A 13,926-nucleotide genomic window follows, 5' to 3' on the forward strand; every position below is an offset into this window, starting at 1 on the left:
GTTAACAAGATTATGTTTTCCTGAGATAGGGAAAGTATGAAGATATATGGATAATAATTCTTGCAATTTCAGGGGAAAGTGATATATCTAAAATAAACGGTTTTTAATAAGTTTATGCTGCTTTTATAGTAGCATGTCGAGGGAGATAATTATGGATTTGGATACTATACGTGAGTGGTTTACACTTGATCATATATCGGCGCTTATTCAGCAATATCGCTCATTCGGTCCAATTCCTGGGATCTTACTGCCGATGCTGGAAGCCTTTTTGCCCTTTTTGCCCTTAGTGGTGTTCGTGCTTGCTAATGCAACGGCTTTTGGTCTCTGGTGGGGGTTTTTATTTTCTTGGATTGGTGCTGTAGCTGGTTCTTTTATGATCTTTTTTATTATTAGAAGATATGGTCAAATGAGGTTTTTTAGATTTTTGCAAAAACATAAGCAGGTACAGAGGTTGATGGTTTGGGTGGAAAGCCATGGATTCGGTCCCCTGTTCATACTGCTCTGCTTCCCTTTTACTCCATCGGCTATCGTGAATATCGTGGCAGGACTTTCAAAAGTCAGTCCTTTGCAATATGGACTTGCAGTCGTAGGAGGGAAAGCGGTGATGATTTTTACGATCAGCTTCGTAGGTTACGATTTAGTGTCCTTAATACATAAACCTGTGCGTACGATCATTATCGGGATTGTCATCTTTATCCTGTGGTATGTAGGAAAAAGACTGGAAGTCCGGTTAAATAAAAGCATGAAGAGAGAAGAAGGACAATAAATTAGTATATAAATGTAGTAGGGGTTGAACTAGATGGAAAAAACAAACAAGAATACTTTATCCGATTGGATAAAAGCAGCCATGATAGCTTTTGTTATTTACATCTTAATCCGTACTTTTTTCTTTTCAAGCTATGATGTTGAAGGAAAATCGATGCAGCCGACCCTTGAAGATGGTAATAAACTTGTCGTGAATAAAATCAATTACCAGATTCATGATATCAACCGATTTGACATTATTGTTTTTCATGCGAATTCACAAGAAGATTATGTTAAGCGAGTTATAGGGATTGCAGGTGACCGCATTCGTTATAAAGATGATTGGCTTTACGTAAATGGTGAGAAAGTGGATGAGCCTTATCTTGAGAAATATAAGGAAGGTTTTCCGGGACAGGATTTTACGGGTGATTTTACCTTAAAAGAATTGACGGACATGACCACAGTCCCGGAGGGCAAGCTTTTTGTCATGGGTGATAATCGTCTTGAAAGTGCGGACAGCCGTCACTTTGGTTATATACCTGTTGAAAATGTTATCGGTAAAGTCGATGTTCGATATTGGCCGCTCAAAGAATTCAATTATAGATTTACAGGTGAATGATTCGAAGCCCGAAAATTATGAGGGCTTTTTCTTTTGGGGAAAACGCGAACGTACGATTGGTGTTTTTTTAAGGGAAACGGTAAAATAATAGAAAGTGTGCCTAATTGGAAACAGAAACCTAGTCATAAAAAAGAAAGTATTTCTGGTATGATAGATCTAGATATTATGTTGTATAAGGGGGAAAAGAGATGTCACTCCGTTTTTTACTGGGAAGATCGGGTGCAGGGAAAACTTCGCATATATTGGACGAAATTCGCTCCAAATTGGCAGAAGATCCCGAAGGCAATCCAATTATCTACCTCGTTCCTGATCAGATGACGTTTCTATCTGAATATAAATTAATTAAAACACCAGGCCTTGCCGGAATGATCCGGACACAGGTTTTCAGTTTTAGCAGGCTGGCTTGGCGCGTTCTTCAGGAAACTGGGGGAATGAGCCGGCTACATTTGGACAGCGTTGGCGTTAATATGTTGATACGGAAGATCATGGATGATAAAAAGGAAGATTTAAAGATGTTTCGCCGCTCTGCTGATAAGCAGGGGTTCATTGCACAGATGGAACTAATGCTGGCTGAGTTCAAGCAGTATTGCATCCAACCTGATGACATTCAAAATTATTTGGCCGAAACATCACCGTCCGGCAGCGGCATTCAGGATAAACTGCATGACCTTGAATTGGTCTATCAGGCTTTTGAGGATGAAATGGTTGACAAATATTTAGATTCCGAAGACTATTTCACTTTGCTTATCGAGAAAATGTCAGAGTCTTCATATATAAGGAATGCGGATATATATATCGATGGTTTTTATAGCTTGACGCCACAGGAATTATTGATTGTGGAAGAAATGATGAAGCTGTGCAGGAGTGTAACGATCTCGCTGACGTTAGATCAGCCCTACAGGCAATATGCTCCTGATGATTTGCAATTGTTCAGGCAAACGGGGAATCTGTATCATCACCTTTATCAGGCTGGATTGAGGAACGGTATACCAATTACAGAAGATCGAATCTTAAAAGGGACTGAGAGGTTCGGAAAGAGTCCGGGGCTGAATCATCTGGAAACTTATTTTGCCATTCGTCCTGCACGGACGTTTGAGCATTCACCTGATGTAACGATTGCCCAGGCAGTTAACCGCAGGGCTGAGATTGAAGGAGTTGCCCGGGACATCTTGTCGCTGGTCAGACAAAAACAGCACCGTTTCCGTGATATTGCGATTTTAGTCCGTAATGGAGAAGCATACGCAGATATCTTACAAACCGTGTTTAGGGATTATCAAATTCCATTGTTCGTCGATTCCAAACGGACCATGCTGAATCATCCCCTGATTGAACTGATTCGTTCCACCTTGGAGATCATCAATGGCTATTGGCGTTATGAGCCGGTATTTCGTGCAATCAAGACGGAGCTTCTATTTCCTCTGCAAAAAAATCACGATAGGATGCGCGAACAGGTAGATAAGCTGGAAAACTATGTGCTCGCCCGTGGAATTAAAGGAAGCAGGTGGACGTCCAAAGATCGTTGGACCTACCGGCGCTTCCGCGGACTGGAACTCGAGGACCGGAACCAAACGGATAAGGAAATGAAGCTTGAGCAAGAGTTGAATGAGATGAAGCAATTATTTACCGAGCCCATCTTGAAGCTCTCAAAACGGGTTAAGAAGGCTGCTAATGGCAGGGAATTGTGTGAAGCCCTTTATCTATATCTTGAAGAATTGCATGTACCGGAAAAATTGGAAAAGCTTAAACTAGAGGCAGAAGAATCAGGTGATTTGGTATCGGCTAGAGAGCATGAGCAAACGTGGAACGCGGTTGTCGACCTATTGGACCAATTCGTTGAACTGCTGAGCGGGGAAGAGCTGTCCATGAAACAGTTTGCGTCAATCATTGAAGCTGGCCTGGAATCTCTTGAATTTTCTTTGGTACCGCCTGCAATTGACCAAGTCCTAGTCGCTAATCTGGATTTATCCCGCCTCGATGATGTGAAGACAGCTTTTGTTATCGGCTTGAATGAAGGGGTTTTGCCAGGGAAAGCTTTATCTGACGGGATATTTTCAGATAGTGATCGTGAAATGCTGCTGGCTGGTGGGCTTGATGTTGCTCCAAGTTCAAAAGTGCGCCTCCTTGATGAGGAGTTTACAGCGTATAAAGCTTTTACTACACCTGCTGAGGCCCTTTATCTATCATATCCGCTTGCCGACGAGGAAGGAAAGGCACTTTTACCCTCATCCTATTTGAAACGGGTAAGGGACGTATTGCCTAACGTTTCAGATGTATATTATATGAACGATCCATCCGATCTTTCTGCCGAGGAACAGGTGAAATATGCGGCGAATTATGATGTGGCACTATCATATCTGGCTGCCCAATTGCAACTGAAAAAAAGGAACTATCCAATCCATTCACTATGGTGGGATGTATATAATTCCATTATGGAGGATGAAATGGTCGGTCCGTCGGCAACCAAGGTTTTATCGAGCCTTTTTTATCAAAATAGAACGAAGAAATTATCTGAGGAAACTAGTAAGCAATTATATGGTGAGAGCATTCTTACGAGTGTATCCCGGATGGAAATGTTTAATAGCTGCCCGTTTTCCCATTATGCCGCCCATGGCTTGAAATTGAGGGAAAGGCAAATTTTCCGTTTGGATGCACCGGATATTGGCGAGATGTTTCATGGAGCATTGAAAATGATTTCCGATTACTTAAAGGAACATGAAATTCCTTGGTCTACATTGACAAAGGAACAATGCTTGGAGTTAGCTAGAATTGCTGTGGAGAGACTTGCTCCCAAACTTCAAAATCAGATTTTGTTAAGTACGAACCGCCATCACTATTTACGCAGGAAACTGGAACACGTGATTGGACGGGCCTCAATCGTATTAAGTGAACATGCAAAGGTGAGCGGTTTTGCTCCAATTGGATTAGAACTCGGATTCGGGAAAAATGGAGAGCTGCCGCCACTTTCATTCACATTAAAAAACGGTACGAAGATGGAATTGATCGGGAGAATCGACCGTGTGGATAAAGCGGAAGAAGGTGAGGGTGTCTATTTGCGTGTGCTCGATTATAAGTCGAGTGAAAAGGAACTGAACATGAGTGAAGTATATTATGGACTCGCGCTGCAAATGTTGACATACCTTGATATCGTCGTCACCCATTCCAAATCGCTTATAGGCAAGGAAGCCATTCCAGCCGGCGTTTTGTATTTTCATGTGCATAATCCAGTTGTCAAATCAAAGGGAATGCTCAGTTTGGATAAAATTGAAGAAGAAATTTATAAAAGTTTTAAAATGAATGGACTTGTTCTAGATCATTCAAATGTCATTCAAATGATGGATAATTCGCTTGATATTGAAAATTCGGGTAAGTCGGATATCATTCCAGCTGGATTTAAAAAGGATGGATCCCTCCTGGCGGCTTCCAAAGTTGCCAGCAGGGAAGAGTTTTCGCTTCTGAATCACCATGTGCGCCGCGTTTACCAGGAGGCTGGCGATCGAATGGTCGATGGTGATGTGGATATAACGCCATATAAATTAAAGGAAAAAACCCCGTGTACATTCTGTTCCTTTAAATCCGTATGCCAATTCGACCAGTCACTGGAGGAGAATCAATTTAGGAATTTAGCACAGAAGAAACAAAATGATGTTCTTGAGCTATTAAGGGGGGAGGAGGAGAGCGATGAGTAAAACGAAAATTCCTGCTTTACCAGGGGGCGTGACCTGGACGGAAGATCAATGGAAGGCGATATGGGCTAAAGATCAGGATATTCTGGTTGCGGCCGCTGCAGGTTCAGGGAAAACGGCGGTACTGGTCAATCGGATCATTCAAAAAGTCATTTCGGAAGAAGATCCAATCGATGTTGATGAACTTCTTGTCGTTACTTTCACCAATGCTTCGGCTGCCGAGATGCGCCATAGGGTAAGTGAGGCATTAGAAAGAGCGATCAATGATAATCCGCATTCACAGCATTTGCGCAAGCAGTTGAGCTTGATAAATCGCGCTTCAATTTCCACACTTCATTCCTTTTGTTTAGAGGTGATCAGGAAGTATTATTATCTGACGGAAATCGATCCGGGCTTCCGGATTGCAGATTCTACAGAGGTCCAGTTACTCCGTGATGAAGTGATGGAAGAACTTTTCGAGGAGCAGTATGGTCAAAGTGATAATGATGAGTTCTTTAATTTGGTTGATGCTTTCACAAGCGATCGAAACGATGATGCACTTCAGAATATAGTTCGATCACTGTATGATTTTTCGCAATCGAATCCTGATCCGGACCGATGGCTCAATGATGCAGCCAGCATGTATGAGTTGGCTGATGATGATGGGATTGATGATCTTTCGTTTATCGATTCATTGAAATTCGATATTGGTTTACAATTGGACACTGCCAGGGATCTATTGGAACGGTCGCTTGCGTTGACAAAAGTCCCTGGGGGGCCTGCACCAAGGGCTGAGAACTATTTAGCCGACCTTGCCCTGGTTGCTAAACTTTCGGAAGTGAAAGACCAATCCTGGAATGCACTTTATGAAGAAATCCAAAACGTGAAATTTGGAACGGCTAAACGCCTTACTGGTGCCGATTTTATCAAAGAAGTAGCGGATGAGGCTACCAAGTATCGTGATAAGGCGAAAAAAATCATCAAATTGTTACAGGAAGAGTTATTTTCCCGTCAACCGGAAAGCTACCTGCGTGATATAAGGGAACTCAAGGGTTATGTCGATACACTTGTAACGCTTGTTAAACGGTTTGACGAAAGATTCTTCGCTGCAAAAGCAGAAAAGAACTTAGTGGATTTCGCTGATTTGGAACATTATTGTCTTCGGATTTTGACAGGGGAAACTGTGGATGGTGAACGAAAACCTTCAGCCGCTGCCGTCGAATACAGGAACCAGTTCAAAGAAGTACTCGTAGATGAGTATCAGGATACGAACCTTGTTCAGGAATCCATTTTAAAACTGGTGACAGCTGACGGCGAATATAATGGGAATCTTTTTATGGTAGGCGATGTCAAGCAGTCCATTTACCGGTTCAGGCTTGCGGAACCGAATCTTTTCCTTGGAAAGTACACACGTTTCACCCATGATGGTGTTGAATCCGGACTGAAAATTGATTTAAACCGTAATTTCCGGAGCCGAAAGGAAGTTCTCGATGGGACGAACTTCTTGTTTCAACAATTGATGGGCATTACAGTCGGTGAGATTGATTATGATGAAGATGCCCAATTGAAAAAAGGTGCCCCATATCCCGAAGACGATCCAAACCCAATCGAGCTCCTTTTAATTGATGGAACAGCCGATCCAGAAGCTCAATCGGAAGAAGGGTCGGATGGCGGGTTTGAGGCCGAGGAACTTGAAAAAGCGCAGCTCGAAGCAAGACAAATGGCCAAGCTCATTAAGAAGGCTATAAGCGAAAAGCATCGGATATATGATACGAAAACCAAACAGTACCGATCTGCCACTTATCGGGACATGGTCATCCTTCTCCGTTCGATGCCATGGGCACCGCAAATCATGGAGGAATTTAAAAAGCAGGGGATTCCAGTCTATGCCAATTTGTCGACAGGGTATTTTGAAGCGACCGAAGTGGCCATCATGATTTCTTTATTGAAGGTGATTGATAATCCGCAACAGGATATCCCATTGGCTTCCGTTCTTCGTTCACCTATCGTCGGGTTGGATGAAGAAGAAATGTCACAGGTGCGTTTATTCCATACAGGGAGCTACTATGAAGCACTAGCTGATTTTTACAGAAAGAGTGACCCCGAAGAACATCCGGGACTTTATGAAAAAGCCTCAGCTTTTTATAAAAAACTAGTGAAGTGGAGGAAGCTTGCCAGGCAGGAGGCATTATCAGATTTGATCTGGCTTCTATATCGCGAAACGCAGTTCTATGATTTTGCAGGAGGGATGCCGGGTGGCAAACAGCGTCAGGCCAATTTAAGAGCGTTGTATGACAGGGCAAGGCAATATGAAGCAAGTTCGTTTCGCGGTCTGTTCCGTTTCTTGCGTTTCATAGAAAGGATGCAAGAACGTGGAGATGATTTAGGGGCCGCTCGGGCTTTAGGGGAACAGGAGGATGTAGTCCGCCTGATGACGATTCACTCGTCAAAGGGTCTTGAGTTCCCGATCGTGTTTATTGCCGGTCTTTCCAAGCAATTCAATATGATGGATTTACGCAAGCCGTATTTACTGGATAAGGATTATGGCTTTGCGGCAAAGTATGTGAATTCCGAATTACGGATTACATATCCATCCCTTCCTCAATTGGCTTTTAAGAAAAAAAAGCAGCTTGAATTGATTGCCGAGGAGATGCGTGTCCTCTACGTGGCGCTTACAAGAGCTAAGGAAAAGCTATATTTAATTGCCAGTATCAATGATGCAGAAAAAACGCAGCAGAACTGGGCAAGTAATGCGGCACATGGAGATTGGCTTTTAAAGGACTATGTACGGGCAGGTGCAAAAAGCTATCTTGATTGGATTGGTCCATCCCTTGTCCGACATCGGGATTCTCTTGGTGCTGCTGGCCAAGGCTTGGAAATGGAGTCGCATCCATCGAATTGGTCCATTTCCGTCATTCCAAGTGAAGAGCTTGCTGTTCTGGATGAGGAAGAGGCACTAGTTCAGGAACAAATACTTGATCATGTCCAGAAATCGGAGAAGGTCGGTATCGTTTCCGAGTTTTATGATGATATCAAAGAACAGCTCGAATGGGAGTACCCCGAGCATGAGGCGACGGTGTATCGTTCCAAGCAATCCGTTTCTGAACTAAAACGTCAATATGAACTTAAGGACGAGCAAAGCTCCACAGAGTTATTGCGTAAATTTAAGCGCCCCATCACGAAGCGGCCGACTTTCATGCAAGAAAAGTCACTTACTCCTGCTGAAAGGGGTACGATTACACATTTAGTCATGCAGCATATTGATCTATCTAAAGAGATTACCATTCAAACGATTCAGGAACTGATGGTTGACTTGATTCAGCGTGAGTTGTTGACAGAGGAACAGAAAGCAGCTGTGGATCCTGAGACGATCGTCGATTTCTTTGACACTGAAATCGGCCAAAGAATGCAGAGGGCCGAGAGCATTCGCCGTGAAGTGCCATTTACGATGTCGTTGCCTGCAAAGGAAGCTTACAGCGATTGGGCAGCTGGAGATGAAGAGATCCTTATCCAAGGTGTGATTGATTGTATCTTTGAAGATGAACAAGGTCTTGTGCTTCTGGATTATAAAACGGATACGATTACCGGCCGTTTTACTAACGGGTATGAAGGGGCTAAAGAGATTCTTGCCGATCGATACCGTATGCAGCTACAGCTTTATACGAGGGCTGTTGAAGGGATAATGAATAAGAAAGTAACCAGCCGTTACTTGTTTTTCTTTGACGGATCGCATTTATTGGAAGTATAACAGAGAAGGGGTGTCCCATTGATGAGGGGCGCTCCTTATTTGTATTGAATAAACAGAATAGTTTGAAAAGATATAAAAGCTTACTATATACTAGGGGAGAAAAAATACCTTTTTTAAAGGAGTAGAGTAGAGTATGACGAGTGAGATCAAGAGCAAGGGATATTTTGGTGAGTTCGGTGGAAGCTTTGTACCGGGAGAACTTCAGGAAGTAATGGATATTTTAGAAACGGAATTCTTGAAATATAAGGATGACCCGGAATTCATTGAGGAGTTTCAATACTATCTGAAAGAATATGTCGGACGTGAAAATCCGTTAACCCATGCACAGAATTTAACGAAAAAGATTGGCGGGGCAAAAATATATTTGAAGCGTGAAGATCTGAATCATACAGGTGCTCACAAAATTAATAATGCGATCGGACAAATCTTGCTCGCTAAACGGATGGGTGCTAACCGCATCATCGCAGAAACTGGCGCTGGACAGCATGGTGTAGCAACTGCGACGGCATGTGCGATGTTTGGCTTGGAGTGTGTAATCTATATGGGTAAGCTGGATACGGAGAGGCAGGCATTGAATGTCTTTCGGATGGAATTGTTGGGGGCAAAAGTTGTAGCGGTCGAAAAGGGACAGGGTCGATTAAAGGATGCAGTTGATGAGGCATTGAATGATTTGGTGCAAAACTATGAAAATACTTTTTACTTGCTTGGTTCAGCAGTGGGACCACACCCCTATCCAACGATCGTTAAGCATTTCCAATCAATCATAAGTGAAGAATCAAAGCGCCAGATCCTTGAAAAGGAAGGAAAACTGCCAACTGCCATCATTGCTTGTGCAGGAGGGGGAAGTAATGCGATTGGAGCTTTTGCTCATTATATCGATGAAGAAAATGTCCGTTTAATTGGTGTAGAGCCAATTGAAGCCCCAAGTATTTCGCAAGGGGTACCGGCGGTATTGCACGGATTCAAAAGTTTGACGTTAGTGGACGAACATGGGCAGCCAAAACCGACATTTTCCATAGCAGCCGGCTTGGATTACCCTAGTGTGGGACCCGAGCATAGTTTTTTGAAAGATAGCGGGCGTGCGGAGTATGTGACGGTAAAAGGGGAAGAAGCTCTTGAGGCCTTCCAGGTATTATCCAAAACAGAGGGGATCATTCCAGCTCTCGAAAGCTCACATGCTTTAGCTTACGCCATGAAGCTGGCAAAAGAGTTAACAAGAGATGATATACTGATCGTTAATTTATCAGGCAGGGGTGACAAGGATGTCGAGCAAGTATTTAACATGATAGAAAAATAGGTGGAATTTAAAAGCCTCCCTGGAAATGGGAGGCTTTTTCTTTGACTAATTATTCCCTGTAATGGGCTGGTCGACCCCATTGACATCTAGGACATTGCTACCGTTCAGACCATTAGCCGTGAAGGTGATTGCAGCTGTGTTTCCTGAACCGGATCCGAAAACGGATTTGGAGGAAGACTTAGGGGAAATGACGGCGCAATCACCGAATAACAGGTTTCCTTGCGCGACATTAAATATTTGAACTGGGCCGATAATAGCGGGCATATGAACCCCTCCTATAATAGTTTAACTGTTGTCTGAATCCTCAATTGGTGTCTCTTCGATTTTTTTAGGAACCTCCCGAATATGTTTCACTCTTGATTCCATACGTGCATGGCCTACGTTTCCGACACCAACCACAGATGAGGATGATATCCCGATTATATTGATATTGCCGACCCGTATGAAGGGATTCGGATTTGAAAATCTTGATATGACGGGTTCATTCAATCTCGGGATATAAAAAGGTTTCTTAAAAATGTCATAGTCTTCGAAATGAACATCGACTGAACCGAAAGTTTCACTTTTCTTTTGAATCGCTAAAGCCAGGGAATTTCCGTCAATATATGAAGTATCCCCGATTTGCAGAGTGGAGCTGAATGATACCGTGTCGGATAATATAGATTTTACTTTTGATATTCTAGAAAACATGTTATTTATCCTCTTGGAGAAAGCGGCACGAATGGTCCGATGATAAGGGATTCCGGCGGGGTATCGAATGCGGAAGAAAGTTGGACCGTTTGTACATCCCCTATGAGAAATAAAGCAGAGCTTGCTACACCGGTAATTTTAATATCACCTACACAAAGCTGGTGATTGGTTACATTAAACTCCATTTGGATTTCCTCCTGTCTCGGCTTGTGAATGGGTAATGAATTGTAATAATGCAGTTTGAATATCGGATTTTACCTTCTCCCTGACCTTTTCCTTGACATTATCCCGTTGCTGCGGTGCACGTTCCGCGTAAGAAAGATTATCGAAATACATATTGATTCGTTGATGAAGCTGGCGTTCGACGTCCTGTTTAATGAAGTCATGATAAGAGGGTTCCAATGATATTTTCAGCTGGGTTTCCGCATCGTGGATCATATTTTCCAAGTCTGAAAGGATATCGTTGTGAATTTCCTGGACGACGATTTCCCTGCCTGGAAATAGGTTTGGTGCTGGTTGAACGGGTTGGTTGTTGACGGCAAATTCATCAATGTTGTTAAGGTCATTGGGATTTAAACCGATATTTAACGTTCCATCTAAAGATTCGACTTTTAACTGATCGAATTTATATTCAATTTTATCTACATGGATTGGCGGTTTATTTTTCAAATCGGCGAGTTCATCTGTCAGGCGTTTGAGTTCGTGTTCAAGTTTCATGATCCGCTTATCCTGGGCTTCAAGGAAACGCTGCATTTGTATGGAATACGAATATAAATCCTGATTCACGATTCAACACCTCACCTTCATAAAAAGATAAATTCATATATGACAGTATATGAAAAAGTTGGATATAGGTGAATGCCTATGAAGCTGTAAATGGGACGAAACTGGTTAATGGTACTACATCAGCTTCGATTTCAGGGGCAGGCTCAGTGAATCCACCGGTATTGGCCAATGTGGAATATGGTTTAATCACCCCGGCACTTCCTATTTGAAAAACGGATGAATTGGCGATGCTTTCAATTTTTATCATATTGATTTGTATAGTCTGGTGAATATTGAAGATCATGTGGACTCCTTTCTTAAAAACATTAGAGATTTAAGACCATTGGCTGATCAACACCATCTGTATCATTGGTATTTGTGGTGCTATAGGCATTATAAAGGGATATGGATTCACCTGTATTAAACGAGCCAGCACCTGCAAAAGTCTTTGAAGTTGAATATGGATTAATTTTAAAGACGTCACCAATATGGACAATTCCACTGCTACCGACGTTGATGACTTGAACGACTCCTACGATGGCCGGCAAGAAAATCACCCTTTTTTTATTCTGGTTTTCCCTTGAATATTAGGCAATGAGCCTATCACGAAGGGAGTTTCAATGTATTGTATGTTGACTCATGATTGATGTGATTCATCTGCCTATCAATATGTATTGTTATATAACAGGCATTGAATGTTGTTGAATAATTGGAAACAGATATGGTAAAATAATTACTAATTCAGAATTTTCAAATAAAATGAGGGGTGAGGAAATGAACGTACCATTAGTTTTATCGCATTTCTTAGATCGAGCAGCCTTACTATATGGCGATAAGAAAGCGATCATTGGTGATGACAGGGTTTTAACCTACTCAGAGTTGAACGGCCGTGTAAACCAGCTTTCAAATGGTTTAAGGGATCTTGGAGTCAAAAAGGGTGATAAGGTGGCATATTTGGCACCAAACTCCATTGAAATGCTTGAAGGATTTTATGGGGTATTTCAACTTGGGGCCGTAATCGTTCCATTGAATATCCGCTTGAAGCCTGCCGATTATGTATACATTTTGAACCATAGTGAGTCCAAGGTCCTTTTTGTAGATCAGGAATTGTATCATTTAATTGCTCCTATCAAGGATGAACTTGGATCGGTGGAACACATAATTGTACATTATAAAAAGGAAGAGATAAATGAAACCGATTACAATCATTGGCTGGACCTTTTTGATACCAGAAGCTTTAATCGGGAGTCGGTGGATGAAAATGATGTTTCGAGCCTCCTTTATACAAGCGGGACCACAGGAAATCCCAAAGGGGTGATGCTGACTCACCGCAACAACTATTTGCATGCCCTAGGTGCAATGCATCATTTCAGGGTCAATGACCGCGATACATATTTGCATGTACTGCCGATGTTCCACGTAAATGGTTGGGGTGCCCCATTTTATTATACGGCTAATGGTGCCACTCAAGTTTGTTTGAGGAAAACCACCCCAGAAGTGATATTTGATGCACTTGAAAAGCATAAGGTTTCCATAATGCATATGGCACCGACGGTTCTGAATTCACTGTTTCAATATTATGAACGGAATGTTCCGATAATCAAGCAGGATATCCGAATCGTTGTTGCGGGTTCCGCTCCGCCTCCAGCATTCGTTACAAGGGTAGAAAAAGAGTTAGGCTGGGAATTCATTCAAATATACGGAATGACCGAATCAACTCCGGTTAGTCTGATATCGCTGATTCGTTCTGAATTCGATGATCTTTCTGAAAAAGAAAAATACAGAATGAAGGCGAAAGCCGGATATCCCATCATAGGCAGTGAGGTAAGGGTTATCCATGACAATGGTGAGGAAGTGGTCCATGATGGCGTGGATATCGGGGAGGTCATCGTCCGCAGTCATGGAGTGATGTTAGGTTATTGGAAAAATGAAGAAGCGACCAGCCAGACACTTAGAAATGGATGGCTGCATACAGGGGATATGGCAACAATCGATGAAAATGGGAATGTTGATATCGTGGACCGCAAAAAGGATATAATCATAAGTGGTGGAGAAAATATTTCTTCCATAGAAGTGGAAGGAATCCTCTATGAACATCCGGACATTCTTGAAGCGGCAGTCATCGCCGTTCCGCATGAAAAGTGGGGGGAGACGCCGCATGCTTTCATTGTGCTAAAAACGGGTGCTGATTTAACGGAAGATGATATAAAGAACTTCACACGGGAAAATTTAGCTCATTTCAAATCAGTCACGAGCGTGTCGTTCGTCAGTGAGCTTCCAAAAACGGCATCTGGTAAAATACAAAAAATCCATCTCCGTAATGATTACTGGGACTCTAAGGGGAAAACAGGCAGATTCGTCAATTGATGCTCGTTAACGCTGTTCAGAAATGATCAGCGTT

General features: G+C 42.5%; 12 protein-coding genes. 6 read left to right on the forward strand and 6 right to left on the reverse strand.

All coding sequences use genetic code 11. The features are described from left to right. Nucleotides 1-151: 151 nt before the first annotated feature. From QUF78_RS06785 to trpB, 5 genes are all read left to right on the forward strand, one after another. A complete protein-coding gene (locus QUF78_RS06785; RefSeq protein WP_289324077.1) occupies nucleotides 152-766 on the forward strand; it encodes a TVP38/TMEM64 family protein in 615 nt (204 codons plus the stop codon). A 33-nt stretch (nucleotides 767-799) separates the two neighbouring features. Continuing rightward, on the forward strand, nucleotides 800-1,363 hold the full coding sequence (lepB, locus tag QUF78_RS06790) for a signal peptidase I (protein ID WP_289317509.1): 564 nt from the start codon (nucleotides 800-802) through the stop codon (nucleotides 1,361-1,363). Nucleotides 1,364-1,551: 188 nt separating this feature from the next. Continuing rightward, nucleotides 1,552-5,049 carry a helicase-exonuclease AddAB subunit AddB gene (gene addB / locus QUF78_RS06795; RefSeq protein WP_289324078.1) on the forward strand — a complete coding sequence of 1,166 codons (3,498 nt, stop codon included), beginning with the start codon at nucleotides 1,552-1,554 and terminating at the stop codon, nucleotides 5,047-5,049. Next, on the forward strand, nucleotides 5,042-8,773 hold the full coding sequence (gene addA / locus QUF78_RS06800; protein ID WP_289324079.1) for a helicase-exonuclease AddAB subunit AddA: 3,732 nt from the start codon (nucleotides 5,042-5,044) through the stop codon (nucleotides 8,771-8,773). Before addB ends, addA begins: the two co-directional genes overlap by 8 nt. Nucleotides 8,774-8,906: 133 nt before the next feature. Further along, nucleotides 8,907-10,070 carry a tryptophan synthase subunit beta gene (gene trpB, locus QUF78_RS06805; protein WP_289324080.1) on the forward strand — a complete coding sequence of 388 codons (1,164 nt, stop codon included), beginning with the start codon at nucleotides 8,907-8,909 and terminating at the stop codon, nucleotides 10,068-10,070. 45 nt (nucleotides 10,071-10,115) lie between these two features. Here the strand turns inward: trpB and QUF78_RS06810 are convergent, their stop codons facing one another. From QUF78_RS06810 to QUF78_RS06835, 6 genes are all read right to left on the reverse strand, one after another. Beyond that, entirely contained in the window at nucleotides 10,116-10,334 is a 219-nt protein-coding gene (locus QUF78_RS06810; protein ID WP_289324081.1) for a spore germination protein, read from the reverse strand. A 21-nt stretch (nucleotides 10,335-10,355) separates the two neighbouring features. Next, the gene (locus QUF78_RS06815; protein WP_289324082.1) at nucleotides 10,356-10,760 is read right to left on the reverse strand and encodes a spore germination protein GerPE; all 405 of its coding nucleotides are present in this window, start codon (nucleotides 10,758-10,760) and stop codon (nucleotides 10,356-10,358) included. 5 nt (nucleotides 10,761-10,765) lie between these two features. After that, complete coding sequence (locus QUF78_RS06820) at nucleotides 10,766-10,945, reverse strand: spore gernimation protein GerPD (RefSeq protein WP_289324083.1); 180 nt, start codon at nucleotides 10,943-10,945, stop codon at nucleotides 10,766-10,768. Further along, nucleotides 10,935-11,546: a spore germination protein GerPC gene (gene gerPC, locus QUF78_RS06825; protein WP_289324084.1), complete on the reverse strand. Its 612-nt coding sequence runs from the start codon at nucleotides 11,544-11,546 to the stop codon at nucleotides 10,935-10,937. The genes QUF78_RS06820 and gerPC overlap by 11 nt, the downstream gene beginning before the upstream one ends. 76 nt (nucleotides 11,547-11,622) lie before the next feature. Continuing rightward, entirely contained in the window at nucleotides 11,623-11,829 is a 207-nt protein-coding gene (locus tag QUF78_RS06830) for a spore germination protein GerPB (RefSeq protein WP_289324085.1), read from the reverse strand. Between the two features lie 22 nt (nucleotides 11,830-11,851). After that, nucleotides 11,852-12,073, reverse strand: coding sequence for a spore germination protein (locus tag QUF78_RS06835; protein WP_289324086.1), 222 nt, complete (start codon nucleotides 12,071-12,073; stop codon nucleotides 11,852-11,854). A gap of 226 nt (nucleotides 12,074-12,299) precedes the next feature. Here QUF78_RS06835 and QUF78_RS06840 point away from each other — a divergent pair, with 226 nt between their 5' ends. Next, nucleotides 12,300-13,892, forward strand: coding sequence for a long-chain-fatty-acid--CoA ligase (locus tag QUF78_RS06840; protein WP_289324087.1), 1,593 nt, complete (start codon nucleotides 12,300-12,302; stop codon nucleotides 13,890-13,892). Nucleotides 13,893-13,926: the final 34 nt, after the last annotated feature.

It is taken from the genome of Peribacillus sp. ACCC06369, assembly GCF_030348945.1.
Lineage (GTDB): Bacteria > Bacillota > Bacilli > Bacillales > DSM-1321 > Peribacillus.

What these genes read in the sequence shown, in the direction of transcription:
- QUF78_RS06785 (WP_289324077.1), top strand. Translation starts at nt 152, where the DNA reads ATGGATTTGGATACTATACGTGAGTGGTTTACACTTGATCATATATCG.
- addA (WP_289324079.1), top strand. Translation starts at nt 5,042, where the DNA reads ATGAGTAAAACGAAAATTCCTGCTTTACCAGGGGGCGTGACCTGGACG.
- QUF78_RS06810 (WP_289324081.1), bottom strand. Translation starts at nt 10,334, where the DNA reads ATGCCCGCTATTATCGGCCCAGTTCAAATATTTAATGTCGCGCAAGGA.
- lepB (WP_289317509.1), top strand. Translation starts at nt 800, where the DNA reads ATGGAAAAAACAAACAAGAATACTTTATCCGATTGGATAAAAGCAGCC.
- QUF78_RS06830 (WP_289324085.1), bottom strand. Translation starts at nt 11,829, where the DNA reads ATGATCTTCAATATTCACCAGACTATACAAATCAATATGATAAAAATT.
- trpB (WP_289324080.1), top strand. Translation starts at nt 8,907, where the DNA reads ATGACGAGTGAGATCAAGAGCAAGGGATATTTTGGTGAGTTCGGTGGA.
- QUF78_RS06815 (WP_289324082.1), bottom strand. Translation starts at nt 10,760, where the DNA reads ATGTTTTCTAGAATATCAAAAGTAAAATCTATATTATCCGACACGGTA.
- QUF78_RS06840 (WP_289324087.1), top strand. Translation starts at nt 12,300, where the DNA reads ATGAACGTACCATTAGTTTTATCGCATTTCTTAGATCGAGCAGCCTTA.
- QUF78_RS06820 (WP_289324083.1), bottom strand. Translation starts at nt 10,945, where the DNA reads ATGGAGTTTAATGTAACCAATCACCAGCTTTGTGTAGGTGATATTAAA.
- addB (WP_289324078.1), top strand. Translation starts at nt 1,552, where the DNA reads ATGTCACTCCGTTTTTTACTGGGAAGATCGGGTGCAGGGAAAACTTCG.